Consider the following 15,781-nt stretch of genomic DNA (forward strand, 5'->3'; position numbering starts at 1 on the left):
GAGGGCTCGGAGGGTTCGGAGGGTGAGTCGTTCACCTCCGACAGGCTAGACCGCATCTGTACTCCTGATCGCTACATCGCCGTAAATTCATGCCGCGCGAGGAAGAAAAACTCCCCCGTTCGGCGCGTATCCGGCTCCGTACAGGGGTATCAACCTGGTTTACCCCTCGCCACTCCATAGTGGCCCAACGATCGCCCTGCCGCGAGGCAACGCCCGGCGAGCAGCCGCGTCCGCTCAGGTGAGAGCCCCCATGGCTCCGGATCCGACCGGGTCGGGGGCGGGGCGGCGCGGGCCCAGCAGCCGCGCGTACAGGTCCAGCAGCGGCTCGCACTGGGTCTGCCAGGACCACTCGCGCAGCACGTCCCCGCGTTCGTAGGCCTTGCGGTAGCGGCGCGGATTGGTCAGCACCGCGCCGACCGCGCGCACGAAGTCGGCGGTGTCGCCGGAACGGAAGACCTCGCCGTTGCCGATCTCCAGGGTGGGCCGGGCCAGCACGCGGATGTCGCTGACGACGACGGGCAGCCGTGCGTGGGCGTACTCGAAGTAGCGGGTCGGGAGCGCAACCTGCCGGTCGGGGAGCCGGTGCTCGGGGAGCACGCCGATGTCGGCGGAGGACAGGAAGCGCGGGATCTCGGCGGGCGGCACATAGGGCAGTACGTGCAGCCGGCGGGCGACGCCGAGCGAGGCGGCGCGGTCGGCGAGGGTGCGGATCCAGGGGTCGTCCGGGTCGGGGACGACCAGGGCGGCGTGCAGGTCGTACAGCTTGGGGAGGGCGTCGACGACCGTCAGCAGACCGCGGGCGGGACCGGCGGAGCCGCTGTGCACCAGAAGCGGGACGTCCGCGGCCAGGTGGCACCGGGCACGGACGCCGGGCGGCGGCGGGGAGTGCGGCGGTTCGTACGGCGGAGTGTTGCGGGCCACCGCGGGGCGGGCGGGGAGTCCGTGGCGCTCGCGGAGGCGGTCGGCGTAGGTGTCGGCGACGGTGACCACACCGTCGGTGAGCGGCACGTAGGTGCGCTCGTGGGCGTCGCGCGCGACGGTGGCACGCCGCGTCGGCTCGGCCTTGGCGGTGGTGTCCCAGACCACCTCGACCCGGTGGCCGGTGCCCTCGGCGCGCAGCGCGGCGCGGACGGCGGTGCCCAGCGTGCGGTGGCCCAGGGCGTGCACGAGGTGCGGCCGCAGTTCGTCGAGGACCGGACCGTAGGCGATCTCCAGGTCGAGCAGGAGCGGATCGAGCCGGCGCCAGCAGCGCCTGCCGAGCAGCAGCCGGGCGGCGGTGGCGGTCGCGCCGTCGAGGAACCCGCCGGGGGCCGCGCGGCGGCGGACGGCGGCGCGGTACTGCGCCGAGCGCAGCGCCGTCCACGCCCTGCGCAGGGCGTGCCGGAACCGGGCGCCCGCGTGGACGGCCCGGGCGGCGGCCTTCACCGGTAAAGGGCGGTGGATCACGTCCAGTTCGGCCCCGCGGGAGGCCAGCAGGGCGGCGTGGGCGGCGAGCAGGGCGGTGCGGTAGGCGTACGACTCCGTGCTGCGGTAGGCGAGGGCGTGCCGCGGGCCGGGGCGGGGGCGCGTCAGGCGCCGCCGGTGGAGCGTCTCGGCGACGGTGACGCGGATCAGCCGCACCCCCTCGGGCGCGGCGTCAGGGCCCGGGCCGGGCCCCCGCCCCTCGGCGGCCCGTCCGATCAGCACGACCTCGTACCCCGCCGCCGCGGCGGCGGCGGCCACCCGGTGCGCCCGGGAGTCGCGCTCGAGCGCGCTGTCCGCGAGGACCACGACGCGCGGCGCGGACCTCGTTGTCGTTGCCATGGGGCAAGGCAACCGGGTTCGGGTGACCGCTCGGTGACGCGGATCTTGCGGACAGCGGAACGCCACCGGCCGCCGACCCGTGCGCCCTCGCGCGCCCCCGCGCTTCCGCACGCCCCGGCGCGCCCGGTTTTCCCACTTGCCGCACCTTTCGGAACCGTGGCATCGGCACCCAAACTGGTGTGACAAGGGGAAATGGGGGTGGGGCGTGTGACATCGCGATACCCGGATGCCGGGAGCACGGAGGGCGACGGGACCACAGAGGCGTACGGCACGGGGGACGGGGGTGCGGCCACGGTGCCGCCGCCCCGCCCGGCACAGGCGCCGCGGACGCCGCGGGGGGCGTCCGCGGCGGGGTACGGGGGCGAGGAGGACTGGAGCGCGTCGACGCGCTACATGTGCGCGGGCGCCCGGCTGGACGAGGGTTTCGCGCGCCGGGTGGTCCACGAGCTGCGGCACGAGCGGTATCGGGCCTGCGCCCCCTCTTACGGCGTCGATCTCGACCGGGTCGGCGTCCACGCCGAGCAGACCTTACGCGACCTGCGCAAACGGGATCTGGCGGTCGGCGCCGTCTTCCTGCTCTCGCTGCTGATCGCCCCGGTGACGACGCTCGTCCACTGGTTCGCCACCGCCTTCCTGCCCGGTGGCGGCCCGCAGGCCGCCTCGGTGGTGCCGAGGCGCCGACGCGCCGGGGAGGGCCAACGCGACCCGGCGGTCATGGCGGTGCTGCGGGCGCTGGCGGTGCAGATCGTCGTCCTGCTGGCCGCCTCCTGGCTCGGCGCGATGGTCCCGTTCTGGCCGAGCGCCGGACCGGTCGCGACCTTCCTGCTGACACTGGTGCTGCTGGTGGGCTGTCCGTGGCTGCTCACCTGGGAGCAGCGCAACGCGGCGTGGAAGGCCATACGCGAGCAGCTGACCCGCGAGGCCTTCCGGTCCCGGGGCGACGAGCCGGCCCGCGACCCGGAGGCTGCGGGGTTGCCGCAGTCCTCGGTCGGCGGGGACGCGAACCTGATCGTCTACAGCGGCTACCGCCCCTTCGTCGGAGCGGGCGACGAGGTCACCTCGTGGTCCTTCGCGATGCGGCTGACCCCCGAGGGCCACGAGCCGGGTTCGGGGCGGGAGCCGCCGCCGGTGCCCTTCGACACGGCCTCCCTGGTGCGGCGGATGGCCGACGATCTGGACGCCCTGCGGGCGGCCGCGGCCTCGCCGATGGACCGGATCCCCGGTCTGGAGGTCACGGAGAAGGTCTTCGTCCACGGCACGGAGCTGCGGCAGAACGCCCTGTTCGGCGAGGCGGTCTTCTGGCCGGGTGCCGCGGGCCTCCGGCCGCCCGAGGGCAGGCCCGCCGACCAGCTCTCCTCGGAACGCATCGAGGCCGCCCGGGGCATCGTCGACGGCCCCGTGCGGCACTGCCTGACCGCGCAGGTGCGCAGCTGGGGGACGGACCTGGTGCTGTCGGTCTTCGTCCAGATCGCGGTGAGCGGGGCGACGCTGTATCTGCAGACCGACACCCTGGTGCTGACACCGGTCCGGGAGGACTACCGGGTCGCCGACTCCGTCTCCCGTCCCGAGGAGACGGAGGAGGCCGCGCCGGGCCTCGCCGACGCGCTGCTGCTCAGCCGTTCGGTGCTGATGTCGGCGCTGGGCAACGCGTATGCGGAACTGCGCTCGCCGGCCCGGCGCGAACGCGCCCTGGAGGCGCAGCGGACGGCCATCGCCGACGACCGGCGCTACGACTTCGGGGCCCGGATCAGCCTGCGGGAGCTGGCGTCCTCGCACGCCTACCGGGACTTCTTCCAGAAGGTGGACGTCACGCGCATCGGCAAGCAGATCGAGCTGCAGATCCTCGGCACGCTCGCCGACTTCCTCGCCGAACACGGCCTTGACCGGGGAGATCTGACACAGCACCGGAACGTCATCCTCAACCAGGGGATCATGATGACCGGCGGTTCCATGAGCGGCAGCATCGCGGCGGGCTCCGGTGCCGCGGCGATCTCCACCGGCGGCCGGCAGCCGCCCGCCGGCACGGGCACCGAGGGGAGCGCGAAGTGACCGCCTCGGATCCGGCCCCGCAGATCAACCACGGCATCGTGATCGGGGGCGACGCCAAGGTCAGCGACTCGGCCCTCGCCGCCGGACGCGGAGCGACCGCCCGCAAGGACGGCACGCCCGGAACGGACGCGGGGGCGACACGCGCCGCGCTCGCCGCGATCGGCGAACTGCGGCGGCGCCTGGATGCGTTGGAGGGCACCGAGGCGGCCCGGGCCCGGGAGGAGGCCGACGCCCTGGCGGAGGAGCTCACGGCGGACGGTGTGGACGGGGGCCGGGTGGGCGAGCGGCTGAACCGGTTGCGGTCGCTCGTCGGCGACGCCACCGCGCTGACCGGGCTCGTCACCGCGGTCCACGAGAGCGTGCGGGCGATCAGCGGTGGCTGAACGCGTGCGGCTCGGGTTGCGGATGGCGATGGCCCTCGGCTGCACGGCGCTGGCCGTTGCCTGCTCGCTGCCCGGCGACGGCAAGGGGGCGGACAAGGCCCCCGAAGGTCCCCGTACGACAGCCGTGTTCACCCCGCACGAGCCGGTGAACGCGGCCAGGCTGCGGCAGGTCGCCGAGCTCATGCGGCAACGCGCCGAGGGCATCGGCTTCGAGGACGTCACCGCGAAGGCGGACGCCGGACGGGTCACGGTGTCCCTGCGGGGCGGCAGCTCACGGGAACTCGCCTCACTCGGGAAACCGGCGGTCCTGGTCTTCCGTCCGGTCGTGCTGCTGGAACCCTCCGGGGCCGGCTCGCCCGCCCCGCGGACCGGCTCGGGCTCCGGCGGGTCCGGCGGGTCCGGCGGCTTTGCGCGGTCCAGAGCGGAGTACTCCGCTCTGGACTGCTCGAAGCCCGCCCAGCGGGTCGACCACCAGAAGGGCGGCGCACGATGGGCCGTGGCCTGCGCCGAGCGGGCCGAGGCCGGGGCGTGGACGAAGTATCTGCTGGAACCGGTCGCGCTGAGCGGCACCGATATCAGCGACGCGGAGGCCGGGCTCGACACGCAGAACGGCAGCGGGTGGCAGATCCGGCTGACCTTCGACGGCAGCGGCGCGCGCAGGTTCGCCGAGGTGACCGCGCGCCTCGCCGCACAGCTGAGCCCGGCCAACCAGTTCGCGATGGTGCTGGACGGAACGGTGCTGTCGGCGCCCCTGGTGAGTTCGCCGATCACGGGCGGCACCGCCGTCATCACGGGCAACTACACCCGGGACTCGGCCGCCCGGCTCGCCGCTCAGTTGGGCAGCGGCAGTCTGCCGACGGAGATGGACCTCGCGTCCGTCACGCGCTGACCCGCCGCCGCGGGCCGGCGCGGCGGGCCGGCGCGCGCCGGCGCGGTCAGGACACCGGGGCCGCGCCCGAGGCGGCCGAGGCCAGGCCGTGCAGGTCGCGGGCGCTGCCCGTGATCCCGGAGAGGAAGCTCTGGGCCCGTGGCGAGGCATGGTCGGTCAGCCACTCCGGATCGACGTCGCACACCGTGATCTTGACGCCGGTGCCCTCCAGGGCGAGCGGCAGCGTGTGGACGACCGTGGAAGGAAAGCTCAGCACCGTGTGGCCGATCGGGCCGCGGCGGGCGATGAGTTCCAGCGGCAGGTCGGGACGGACGATCTGCAGCCCGGTCTCCGCGGAGAGCCGGTGCAGCTTGTCGGCGCTCTCCCGCCGGTGCGCGAAGTAGCGGGTCGCGCCGTGGGCCCGGGTCAGGGCGGCGACGGCGGCCAGATAGCGTTCCGGGTCCACCACCCCGGTCTCCACCAGGGAGGTGCCGACGATGTCGGTGCCGGCGCTGATGGTGGGCGGGCCGAACGTGGCCCGCGTCCAGGCGAAGCGGTTGGCCCGCAGCGCCATCCCGGGGGGAGGCGTGGCGGGCATCGAGCTGAACAGTTCCACCCGTCGCCCGGCGCCCGGGGTGAGTCGGCGCCGGGCGGCCGAGGCGAAGCCGCCGAAGGCCGCGTCCACCGGCGACAGCCGGCGGCCGCTGCGGTGCCAGCGGACCAGCCGGGCACCCTTGGCGAGCAGTTCGGTGAACTCCATGGTCGCCGTGCCGTCGTCCACGACGGTGATCTCCTTCGCCCGGCTCAGCGGCAGCAGGACCTGCACCAGCCGGGAGAAGGGATCACCGAGGACGACCCGTCCCGCGGCCCGCAGGGCCGGGGTCAGTTCGGCGGCGGTGCGCAGCAGCGAGGCCCGGGAGGAACGGGCCTCACTCCAGCGCACCTTGATGCCCTCGTCCATCGCCAGCTCCGTCATGCGTCGGAGCTGACCGCGCGTCATGGGGTCGCGCGGAGCGAGGGCAACGATGGTGAGCGGCCGGCCGGGCGCCACCGGACCCGGGGCGGCCGAAGCCGTCCCGGGTCGCGGCGTGGGCGCCGCGGGCGGGTGAACATGCGCCCACTCCAGCACGTTGAGCAGCTGAACGGGGCTCTCGACGAGTGCCAGAGTGCCGCTGTCGCTCATGGATCAGGCCGACACCGACTCGGGCTCGGCAGCGGCGGCGGCCTGGGCCGCCTCCTGCTCGGCGATGATGCCGGGCACGCGGCGCAGCTTCTTCATCGGGCCGAGCTCGCCCTCGTAGACCTTCTTGACGCCGTCGCCGAGCGCCTGCTCGATGATGCGGATGTCGCGGACCAGGCGGTCCAGGCCCTGCGGCTCGACGGAGGCGGCCTGGTCCGAGCCCCAGTTGGCGCGGTCGAGGGTGATGTGACGCTCCACGAAGACCGCGCCGAGGGCGACGGCCGCGAGGGTGGTCTGCAGGCCGATCTCGTGACCGGAGTAGCCGACCGGCACGTTCGGGAACTCGCTCTGCAGGGTGTTGATCATCCGCAGGTTGAGCTCCTCGTGCTTCGCCGGGTAGGTCGAGGTGGCGTGGCACAGGATGATGTTCTCGCTGCCGAGGACCTCCACCGCGTGGCGGATCTGCTTCGGCGTGGACATACCGGTGGAGAGGATGACCGTCTTGCCGGTGGCGCGCAGGGCGCGCAGCAGCTCGTCGTCGGTCAGCGAGGCCGAGGCGACCTTGTGGACGCGGACGTTCTCGAACTTCTCCAGGAACTCGACCGAGGGGACGTCCCACGGGGAGGCGAACCAGTCGATGCCCTTCTTGGTGCAGTACGCGTCGATCGCGCGGTACTCGTCCTCGCCGAACTCCACCTTGTGGCGGTAGTCGATGTAGGTCATGCGGCCCCAGGGGGTGTCACGCTCGACGTCCCACTGGTCGCGCGGGGTGCAGATCTCCGGGGTGCGCTTCTGGAACTTCACACCGTCGGCGCCGGCCTCCACGGCCGCGTCGATCAGGGCGAAGGCGTCCTCGAGGGAGCCGTTGTGGTTGATGCCGATCTCGCCGGTGACGTAGACGGGCTGGCCGGGGCCGACCAGGCGGTCGCCGATCGGACGAAGGCGGGCGTTGGTGGGGGTCACTGGGAGAGTTCCCTTCGGGAAAGAGAGGGGCCGAGGATCCACGAGGCGATCTCGCGGATCGCTCCACGTCCTCCGGGCGTTGCGGTGACGGAGCGGGCGGCGTCCTTGACGATGTCGTGCGCGTTGGCGACGGCCGTGGGCCAGCCGACGAGCGCGAAACAGCCGAGGTCGTTGACGTCGTTGCCGACGTACAGGACCCGCTCGGGGGCGATTCCTTGCTCCTCGCACCACTGCTTGAGTGCGAGGTCCTTGCGGTCGATGCCGTGGAGCACGGGGACCTTGAGCTTGCGGGCCCGTGCGGCGACGACCGGGTTGGTCTCCGTGGACAGGATCAGGACGGGCAGGCCGTTGTCGCGCAGGGCCGCGATCCCGAGTCCGTCACCGCGGTGCACGGTGACGGCCTCACGTCCGTCGGAGTCGACCAGCACCGTGTCGTCGGTCTGGGTGCCGTCGAAGTCGAGTACGACCGCGTCGATGTCGTCGCGGGTCGGGTGTGCCGGCGCCTCGGGGGCGGTACCGGTACGAGCGCCGGTCGCGGCACCGGCCGTACCGCCCGTCGCGTCGTCGAGCAGCGGGGCCAGGGCGCGGGCACGGGCCAGGTCGTCCGGCTCGTCGATCTCCAGGACCTTGGCGGGGTCGGTGCGCACCAGCGCGGTGTGGCCGAAGAAGCGGTGCTTCGCCTCGCGGAAGCCGTCCGCGCGCATCGCGTAGGCGGCGCCGGTCTCCAGCAGATCCTGCGGGCGGTCCTGGCGGCGCGGACGGTGGGCCTTGTCGTGGTTGACGCCGTAGCCGCCGGTCGCGGCGGTCAGCGCCGTACGGGACCGTCCGCCCTCCGCGCCCTCCGCCGCCTCGCCGGCCGCGGCGGCGGCCGCGCCGATCTGGTCGGCGGCGTCGCGCCAGATGAAGCCGTGGAAGGGGGCCACGGTCACGGCCGTGTCCGCGCCGTCCTCGACGACCGCGGCGGCCACGCCGTCGACGTCCTCGGTGGTGATGAACGGGCTGGTGCACTGGACGAGCAGCACCACGTCCGTGCCGCGCCCGGTCATCGCCTCGTGCGCGTCCATCGCGTGCAGCACCGCGGCCTCGCTGGTCGCGGTGTCCCCGGCGATGGCGGGCGGGCGCAGCACGACCTCGGCGCCGGCGGCACGGGCCGCCCCGGCGATGGCGGGGTCGTCGGTGGAGACGACGACGTCGGTGACGAGGCCGGCCTCGCGGCAGGCGCGCACGGCACGGGCGACCAGCGGCACACCGCCGACCGGGGCGAGGTTCTTGCCGGGTACGCCCTTCGAACCGCCGCGGGCGGGAATGACGGCCAACACCGTTGGCATGGTGGCTCCTTGCGACGTGGGGGGCGGGTTCACAGCTGACCCCACCGGCGGATCACGGGTGCGACGCGCTGGACGCCCTGGCGGTACGCGGCCCGCGCGGAGTTGCGCGCGATGTCGCGTACGGCACGGCGCATGGCGCTCGGCTCGGCGGGCTCGACCGCGGCGCCGGGCAGGGGCTCGCCCTTCGGGTCCAGGCCGTGACGGGCCAGCACGCCGGGGAGGTACCCGGGCGCGGTCGTGGTCGTGTAGTACGGCGCCAGCGGCGGGAGTCCGGGCGCGGCGGCCAGCTCCGCGACGCGCTCGCGCACGGCGCGGAAGGGGTCGCCACCGGAGTCGATGCCCTGGGCGCGGGCCCACTCGGGGCGCACCCGCGGCACGTCGCCGGCGTCGATCTGGTCCCAGGACGCGTAGACCCCGGAACCGAGGAAGTGGTGGTTGCCGAGCGACTCGCGGATCCCGAGGTCGGTGAGGACGGCGGTCGGGATGCCGCGGTGCATCGACTCCAGCGCCGCCGTCGAACTGGCCGTGACCAGCAGGTCGGTGCGGTCCAGGACCTCGCCCATGTGCCCGTAGACGAGCTTGAGGTTCTTCGGCGGGTCCAGCCTGGCGACCAGCTTCTGGTACGGCTGCTCCTCGATGTGCGTGGTGTGCTCACCGGGCTTGCTGCGGAGCTTGACCAGCACCTCGCGCTCCGGGTGGAAGCGTGCGTGGTCCACCGCGCGGCGCAGCAGGTACGTACGGTCCCTGCGGGTGTCCGGGACGGACGGCTGCACGGCGAAGACCACCGTGAACGGCCGGTCGCCGGACTGCTCGTAGGGCGTGCCCTCCAGGAACGGCAGCGCGGTCTCCACCACGGTCGCCGCGTCCGCTCCGACGCCCTCGTAGACATCACGGAAGCGCTCCGCGTCGTGGGCGCTGTTGGCGAGCACGGCGTCGGCGCCGGCGCGCAGCAGCAGCCCGTCGGCGAGCTTCTCGTAGACGACCCCGACGTAACCGGTGACGACCACCGGGCGGCGGGCGGCGCCCTCCCAGGCTCGGGCGAGCCCGTGCAGCATGGCCTGGACGGTGCCGCCGACGCAGGAGAGCACGACGACGTCCGCGGTCTCACGGTTGGTCGCGGCGAGGAACTGTGCCGCCGTGACCTCGCGCATCGAGTCCGCGGGGATGCCGACCTCGGCGAGCTGGCGCTCGGTCGGGGTCGCCCGGCCGCGGAGCAGGCGGGCGTCGAGCCGCGCCCCCGGGGCGATGCGGCGCGCCGTCAGCGCACCCCATTTCCATCGGGTGTCCGAGTCGGCGAGGACGGTGACCTTGATCGGGTCGGCGGTACTTGCTGGCACGCCGGAGACGCTAGGAATGCATTCCGAGCGGGTCTCCAACGCGACGCCAACGGACGGTTAACAACACACCGCCGAATGGGGATTCGGCCGCCCCGGACGCCGGGTTCATTGTTCCGACATTCCCCGTTCACCTGACGGCAGGGGAGGCGTCAGAGCCGGGGAACGGGGCGCCCCATAGGGTGCGTGACGTGGTTAAGCTCTCCGTCATCGTCCCGTTCTACAACGTGCAGGATTTCGCCCCTGACATGTTGCGGAGCCTCCGCGCCAATGCCCGTGCGGATTTCGAGTTCATTTTGGTGAACGACTGCGCAACGGATGACACACCGAGAATCCTCGAGCGCGCGCTGCCCGACCTCCCCGGGGCGACACTGATCTCCCACGAACGGAACGGCGGACTCGCCACCGCCCGCAACACGGGCATCGACGCCGCTCGCGGCGAGTATCTGACCTTCCTCGACGGTGACGACTGGCTGGCCGAGGGCTACCTGCCCCGCCTGCTGGAGGCGATCGAGACCCTCGGCACCGACTTCGTGCGCACCGACCACGTCGTCTCCCACGGGCGCAAGCGCACCATCGCCCGCGTCCCGCACGGCCGCCGCGGCGTCGCGCTCGACCCGCGCGGGGCGATCCTGCCGGCCGACCGGACGACCTCGGTGGACTACCCGTACGCCTGGGCCGGCGTCTACCACCGGCGGCTCGCCGACGCGGGGCTGCTGCACTTCGCCGACGGGCTGCGCACGGCCGAGGACCGTCCGTGGATCTGGCGGCTGCACCGCGAGGCGAAGTCCTTCGCGGTCGTCGGCCTGCTCGGCGTCTTCTACCGGCGCGGAGTGGCCACCTCGCTCACACAGATCGGCGACATCCGCCAGCTGGACTTCATCCGCTCCTTCGACCAGGTCCTCGCCGAGACCGCCGCGGACCCCGACGCGGACCGCCTGCTGCCCAAGGCCGTGCGCACCTACTGTGCGGTGATCGCGCACCACCTGGGCTCGATGGGGCGCTACGAACCCCAGGTCGCGCGCAAGCTCAAGGCGATGAGCGCGGCCGCGCTGAAGCAGATGCCGCAGGACATCCTGAACGAGGTGCTGGACTCGATGGACATGGAACGCGGCCTGCGCCTGCGCCGGACGCGCCGGCGCTTCGGCACCGCGGGAACGGTGGCCGCGTGATGCCCCGTACACAGGTGTTCCTGGCGTCGACGCTGTTCGGCGCCGCCACGCTGGCCGCCGCGCTGGACGCCGGCCTGTTCGCCCCGGCCGACCGCCGGGTGCTGCTGGTCAGCAACAACGCCGCCGTCCCCGAGACCTCCCCCGCGCCGGACACGGCACCGGGCTTCGGGGCGCTGCGCGGCCGCTTCGACCGGGTGATCTCCTGGAACGACACGATCGCACCGCTGCACCCGTCCGGCTGGTCGCCGCGTCCCGATGACGTCCCGCTGTGGGAGCGGCACCTGCGGCGGCTGTGGGACCTGGCCGGGGACGAGATCGAGCTGGTCGTCGAGTCGCTGCACGTGGCCCCGGCCCTGGCGCTGGTGGACGTCTTCCCGAACGCCCCGGTCGAGGTGTACGCCGACGGCCTGATGGCCTACGGCCCGACCCGGGACAAGCTGGAGCCGCTGGTCACCACCCGGGTGAACCGGGTGCTCCACCTGGACCTGGTCCCGGGGCTGCGGCCGCTGCTGCTGTCGGAGCACGGCGTCCCGGCCGAACTCGTCCCGGCCGCGGCCTTCACCGGGGTCCTGGCGGAGATGGCGGGACACGACGCGGACCCGGCGCCCCTGCCCGAGGGCGGCGCGCTGCTGCTGGGCCAGTACCTGTCGGCGCTGGGCATCCTCACCGCCGCCCAGGAGGAGGAGCTCCACGTCCGCATGGTGCGCGGCGCCGTCGCGGCCGGGCACCGCACGGTGGTGTTCAAGCCGCATCCGACGGCCCCGGCGCACTGGTCGCGGGTGCTGGAGCGGGAGGCCGGCGCCCTGGGCGCGGAGCTGATCGTGGCCGACGCGGCGGAACTCGCCGAGGTGCTCTTCGTCAGGGCCCGCCCGCGGCTGGTCGTCGGCTGCTTCTCCACCGCGCTGTTCACCGCGTCCGCCCTGTTCGGCCTGCCGGTCGCCCGCACCGGCACCGGACTCGTGCTGGAGCGGCTGGCGCCGTACCAGAACGGCAATCGCGTGCCGGTCACGATCGCCGACCGCCTGCTGCCGGACCTGGAGGACCGGGAGACGCTCGAGGCGTGGGTTCCGCCGACGGCGGAGCGCGTCGAGGCGGACCTGACGCCCCTGATCGGCGCCGTCGGCTACTGCATGCAGCACAAGGCGTACGCGCATCTGCGCGAGGAGGCCGTCCACTACCTGACGAGCCGTCTGGACTCGGACACCTGGCGCTACTTCAGGCGCCGCCGGCTGACCGCGCTGGCCCTCCCGGGGGCGGTGCCGTCGCAGCTGGCGTTCCTGTCGGACAACCCGACCGTGCGCCGGGTCGCCCGGCGGATCAGGCACGCCGCCCGCGGCTGACGGGGCCGGCGAGGGGCCCGGCGCGGATGCCCGCGCCGGGCCCCGCGCCGGGCTCCTCGCCGCATGCCCTCCCGCGGGGCACGACGACCGGCCGGGGCCGGCAGCTTCGCCGGGCGGGGCGACTCAGAAGGAGTCCGACGGGACGTACGTCCCCCAGACCTCGCGGAGCGCGTCGCAGACCTCGCCCACGGTGGCCCGGGCGCGCAGCGCGTCCTTCATCGGGTACAGGACGTCCTCCGTGCCCTCGGCGGCCTTCCGCAGGGCGGTCAGCGCCGTGTCCACGGCCCGCCGGTCGCGTCCGGCACGCAGCGCGGCCAGCCGCTCGGCCTGGGCGGCCTCGATCGCGGGGTCGACGCGCAGCGGCTCGTACGGCTCCTCCTCCTCCAGCCGGAAGCGGTTGACGCCGACGACCACCCGCTCACCGGAGTCGGTCTCCCGGGCGATGCGGTAGGCGTTGCGCTCGATCTCCGCCTTCTGGAAACCGTGCTCGATCGCGGCCACCGCGCCGCCGAACTCCTCCACCCTGCCCATCAGCTCCAGCGCGGCCGCCTCGAGGTCGTCGGTCATCGACTCGACGACATAGGACCCGGCGAACGGGTCCACGGTCGCCGTCACGTCGGTCTCGTACGCCAGGACCTGCTGGGTGCGCAGCGCGAGGCGGGCGGACTTCTCGGTGGGGAGCGCGATCGCCTCGTCGAAGGAGTTGGTGTGCAGCGACTGCGTGCCGCCCAGCACGGCCGCCAGCCCCTGGACCGCGACCCGCACCAGGTTCACCTCGGGCTGCTGCGCGGTCAGCTGCACTCCGGCGGTCTGGGTGTGGAAGCGCAGCATGTGCGACCTGGGGTTCGCCGCCCCGAACTCCTCGCGCATGACGCGGGCCCAGATGCGGCGCGCGGCACGGAACTTGGCGACCTCCTCCAGCAGGGTCGAGCGCGCGACGAAGAAGAAGGACAGCCGGGGCGCGAAGTCGTCGACGTCCATTCCGGCGGCGACGGCGGTGCGGACGTACTCGATGCCGTCGGCGAGGGTGAAGGCGATCTCCTGCGCGGGCGAGGCGCCGGCCTCGGCCATGTGGTAGCCGGAGATGGAGATGGTGTTCCACCGGGGGACCTCGGTGCGGCAGTAGCGGAAGAGGTCCGCGACCAGCCGCAGCGAGGGCTTGGGCGGGAAGATGTACGTCCCGCGGGCGATGTACTCCTTGAGCACGTCGTTCTGGACCGTGCCGGTGAGCAGGTCGCCCGGCACCCCCTGCTCCTCGCCGACCAGTTGGTACATCAGGAGCAGCAGGGCGGCGGGCGCGTTGATCGTCATCGACGTGGAGACCCGGTCCAGCGGGATGCCGTCGAACAGCACCCGCATGTCCTCCACCGAGTCGACGGCCACGCCGACCTTGCCGACCTCGCCGTGGGCGAGCGGGGCGTCGCTGTCGTGGCCCATCTGGGTCGGCAGGTCGAAGGCGACGGACAGGCCGGTGGTGCCGTGGGCGATCAGTCCGCGGTAGCGGGCGTTGGACTCGGCGGCGGTGCCGAAGCCCGCGTACTGGCGCATCGTCCACGGCCGGGTGGTGTACATCGTCGGGTACACGCCACGGGTGTAGGGGTAACCGCCCGGCTCGCCGAGCCGCTCGCCCGGGTCCCAGCCGTCCAGGGCGGCGGGGCCGTAGACCGGCTCGATCGGCAGACCGGATTCGGACTCGCGTGCCATGCGTCATGCCTCCAGGGACTCGATCCCCCTTCCCTCAGTGTGCGGCGATCGGTGCCCGGGCCGGTGCAACTACATGCCGGGGAAATCAGTCAAATGAGGTACGGACTTTTCTCCAGGGGGACGAAGTGGCACTCATACGCGTCGCAAGATCACGCGCGGCGGCCGCGGCCGCCGCGCTGCTCGCCGGGGCTCTCCTCGCCGGCTGCACGGCCCAGGCGACCGAGCCCACCGCCAGGGCCTCGGTACGGCCGAGCCCGACCCTCTCGGGCCCCGCCCCGAGCGCGACGCCCGGCACAAGCCCGGGCACCGGCTCCCCCTCGCCGACGGCCTCGCCGTCCGCCACGAAGAAGCCGAAGGCCGACCGCGCCCCCCGCCCGATCGTCGTCATCGCCCAGGGCAGCAACGGCGGCCGGGTACGCGAGTTGCAGGCCCGGCTCAAGCAGCTCGGCTTCTTCGGCCGCAACCCCACCGGCTACTACGGCAGCGTCACCACCAGCGCGGTGCGCGCCTTCCAGTCCCGGCACAAGCTCCCCGCCTCGGGCACCGTCACCGACACCACCTGGGCGAAGCTGCGCTCGCTCACCCGGGAGCCCACGCGCGATGCCATGTACCCGCCGACCGGCAACCCGGTGGCCAAACTGGACCCGCGCTGCCGGACCGGCCGTGTGCTGTGCATCAGCAAGACCAGCCGCACCCTCGCGTGGGTCGTCGACGGCAGGGTCCTCTCGGCGATGGACGTCCGCTTCGGCTCCCAGTACACGCCGACCCGCGAGGGCACCTTCAGCGTCTTCGCCAAGAGCCGGCACCACGTGTCGACGATCTATCACACGCCCATGCCGTACGCGATGTTCTTCAGCGGCGGCCAGGCGGTCCACTACTCCTCGGACTTCGCGGCCCGCGGCTACGCGGGGGCCTCGCACGGTTGCGTCAACGTGCGGGACCTCGGCAGGATCTCGGCCCTCTTCGACCAGGTCCGGGTCGGCGACAAGGTCGTCGTCTACTGGTGAGCGCGGGCCAGGAGCCCGTCCAGCGCCCGTCCGAACAGCAGCCGGCCGGCCCACGCCGTGGGCCGGTCGAGCACTCGGGGCAGCGGGCGCACCCGCAGGTCCTCGCGCCACACCACGCGGGAGCCCCGCTCCCGCGGCCACACCTCGATCTCGGCCCAGCCGAGCACGACCCGGCCGCGCTTCTCCAGCCGGCACCGCCCGGCTCCGCCGCCGGTGTCCGGCGGCTCCCAGCGCACGATCTCCATGGGGTCGTCGAAGGCGGCCCGTCCCAGGCCGGTGCGCGCCGTGAAGGACCGCTCGCCCGTGACGACGACGGTGGTCAAGGGGACCAGCGCGGCGTGGCGTTCCCAGTCGGTGACCCGGCGCCAGGCCTCGGCGGCGGGGAGCGGACAGAACCGCTCGATCCGGAAGATCACGACGCCGACTCTACGGCGCCACGTGAGGACGCGGGCGGAGCGGGGGGAAAGCGCTCCGCCCACGTCCCTCGTTGGGGGCCCGATACGGGGGGACCGGGCAGCCCCTCGACCGATGACCAGTCGGTCTACTGGTTAAAGCGCCCGCGCGGCCGAAAGTGTCACACCCCCGGCTTCGCGGCGCCCGGGAGGACGGGCGGGAAGGGGATACGACCCGGGCGCGGCGCCCGAGTCCGG

Annotated in this window: 13 protein-coding genes; 6 read left to right on the forward strand and 7 right to left on the reverse strand. The window is 73.6% G+C overall.

What is annotated here, in order from left to right; all coding sequences use genetic code 11:
• Nucleotides 1-234 precede the first annotated feature (234 nt).
• Nucleotides 235-1,803 carry a glycosyltransferase gene (locus AB0F62_RS10150; protein ID WP_361794779.1) on the reverse strand — a complete coding sequence of 523 codons (1,569 nt, stop codon included), beginning with the start codon at nucleotides 1,801-1,803 and terminating at the stop codon, nucleotides 235-237.
• A gap of 207 nt (nucleotides 1,804-2,010) precedes the next feature.
• On the opposite strand from AB0F62_RS10150, the gene AB0F62_RS10155 reads away from it, so the two are divergent.
• From AB0F62_RS10155 to AB0F62_RS10165, 3 genes are read left to right on the forward strand one after another with little or no spacing between them, the layout of a single operon-like run.
• Nucleotides 2,011-3,852 carry a hypothetical protein gene (locus tag AB0F62_RS10155; protein WP_361794782.1) on the forward strand — a complete coding sequence of 614 codons (1,842 nt, stop codon included), beginning with the start codon at nucleotides 2,011-2,013 and terminating at the stop codon, nucleotides 3,850-3,852.
• Nucleotides 3,849-4,235 carry a hypothetical protein gene (locus AB0F62_RS10160; RefSeq protein WP_361794785.1) on the forward strand — a complete coding sequence of 129 codons (387 nt, stop codon included), beginning with the start codon at nucleotides 3,849-3,851 and terminating at the stop codon, nucleotides 4,233-4,235. The genes AB0F62_RS10155 and AB0F62_RS10160 overlap by 4 nt, the downstream gene beginning before the upstream one ends.
• Nucleotides 4,228-5,124: a hypothetical protein gene (locus AB0F62_RS10165; RefSeq protein ID WP_361794788.1), complete on the forward strand. Its 897-nt coding sequence runs from the start codon at nucleotides 4,228-4,230 to the stop codon at nucleotides 5,122-5,124. Before AB0F62_RS10160 ends, AB0F62_RS10165 begins: the two co-directional genes overlap by 8 nt.
• A 46-nt stretch (nucleotides 5,125-5,170) precedes the next feature.
• On the opposite strand, the gene AB0F62_RS10170 is transcribed toward AB0F62_RS10165, so the two are convergent.
• The 4 genes from AB0F62_RS10170 to AB0F62_RS10185 are packed head-to-tail and all read right to left on the reverse strand — an operon-like array spanning nucleotide 5,171 to nucleotide 9,911.
• Nucleotides 5,171-6,286, reverse strand: coding sequence for a hypothetical protein (locus AB0F62_RS10170; protein WP_361794791.1), 1,116 nt, complete (start codon nucleotides 6,284-6,286; stop codon nucleotides 5,171-5,173).
• 3 nt (nucleotides 6,287-6,289) lie between these two features.
• On the reverse strand, nucleotides 6,290-7,246 hold the full coding sequence (locus tag AB0F62_RS10175; protein WP_361794794.1) for an N-acetylneuraminate synthase family protein: 957 nt from the start codon (nucleotides 7,244-7,246) through the stop codon (nucleotides 6,290-6,292).
• Complete coding sequence (locus AB0F62_RS10180; RefSeq protein ID WP_361794797.1) at nucleotides 7,243-8,574, reverse strand: acylneuraminate cytidylyltransferase; 1,332 nt, start codon at nucleotides 8,572-8,574, stop codon at nucleotides 7,243-7,245. Before AB0F62_RS10180 ends, AB0F62_RS10175 begins: the two co-directional genes overlap by 4 nt.
• A 29-nt stretch (nucleotides 8,575-8,603) precedes the next feature.
• Nucleotides 8,604-9,911 (reverse strand): DUF6716 putative glycosyltransferase, encoded by a 1,308-nt coding sequence (locus AB0F62_RS10185; protein WP_361794800.1) that lies wholly within the window; start codon nucleotides 9,909-9,911, stop codon nucleotides 8,604-8,606.
• A 188-nt stretch (nucleotides 9,912-10,099) separates the two neighbouring features.
• Here AB0F62_RS10185 and AB0F62_RS10190 point away from each other — a divergent pair, with 188 nt between their 5' ends.
• Nucleotides 10,100-11,080: a glycosyltransferase family 2 protein gene (locus AB0F62_RS10190; protein WP_361794803.1), complete on the forward strand. Its 981-nt coding sequence runs from the start codon at nucleotides 10,100-10,102 to the stop codon at nucleotides 11,078-11,080.
• A complete protein-coding gene (locus tag AB0F62_RS10195) occupies nucleotides 11,080-12,420 on the forward strand; it encodes a polysialyltransferase family glycosyltransferase (RefSeq protein ID WP_361794984.1) in 1,341 nt (446 codons plus the stop codon). The genes AB0F62_RS10190 and AB0F62_RS10195 overlap by 1 nt, the downstream gene beginning before the upstream one ends.
• A gap of 123 nt (nucleotides 12,421-12,543) precedes the next feature.
• Here AB0F62_RS10195 and AB0F62_RS10200 read toward each other — a convergent pair whose 3' ends face one another.
• Nucleotides 12,544-14,124 (reverse strand): methylmalonyl-CoA mutase family protein, encoded by a 1,581-nt coding sequence (locus AB0F62_RS10200; protein WP_361794806.1) that lies wholly within the window; start codon nucleotides 14,122-14,124, stop codon nucleotides 12,544-12,546.
• A gap of 125 nt (nucleotides 14,125-14,249) precedes the next feature.
• On the opposite strand from AB0F62_RS10200, the gene AB0F62_RS10205 reads away from it, so the two are divergent.
• Nucleotides 14,250-15,131, forward strand: a complete 882-nt coding sequence (locus AB0F62_RS10205) for a peptidoglycan-binding protein (RefSeq protein ID WP_361794809.1) — start codon at nucleotides 14,250-14,252, stop codon at nucleotides 15,129-15,131.
• Here AB0F62_RS10205 and AB0F62_RS10210 read toward each other — a convergent pair.
• On the reverse strand, nucleotides 15,122-15,547 hold the full coding sequence (locus AB0F62_RS10210) for an SRPBCC family protein (protein ID WP_361794812.1): 426 nt from the start codon (nucleotides 15,545-15,547) through the stop codon (nucleotides 15,122-15,124). The genes AB0F62_RS10205 and AB0F62_RS10210 overlap by 10 nt on opposite strands.
• Nucleotides 15,548-15,781: the final 234 nt, after the last annotated feature.

The organism is Streptomyces sp. NPDC026673 (assembly GCF_040638135.1).
Lineage (GTDB): Bacteria > Actinomycetota > Actinomycetes > Streptomycetales > Streptomycetaceae > Actinacidiphila.

Excerpts from the sequence above, each read along its gene's own strand:
- AB0F62_RS10150 (WP_361794779.1), bottom strand. The coding sequence starts at position 1,803 with ATGGCAACGACAACGAGGTCCGCGCCGCGCGTCGTGGTCCTCGCGGAC.
- AB0F62_RS10170 (WP_361794791.1), bottom strand. The coding sequence starts at position 6,286 with ATGAGCGACAGCGGCACTCTGGCACTCGTCGAGAGCCCCGTTCAGCTG.
- AB0F62_RS10180 (WP_361794797.1), bottom strand. The coding sequence starts at position 8,574 with ATGCCAACGGTGTTGGCCGTCATTCCCGCCCGCGGCGGTTCGAAGGGC.
- AB0F62_RS10195 (WP_361794984.1), top strand. The coding sequence starts at position 11,080 with ATGCCCCGTACACAGGTGTTCCTGGCGTCGACGCTGTTCGGCGCCGCC.
- AB0F62_RS10200 (WP_361794806.1), bottom strand. The coding sequence starts at position 14,124 with ATGGCACGCGAGTCCGAATCCGGTCTGCCGATCGAGCCGGTCTACGGC.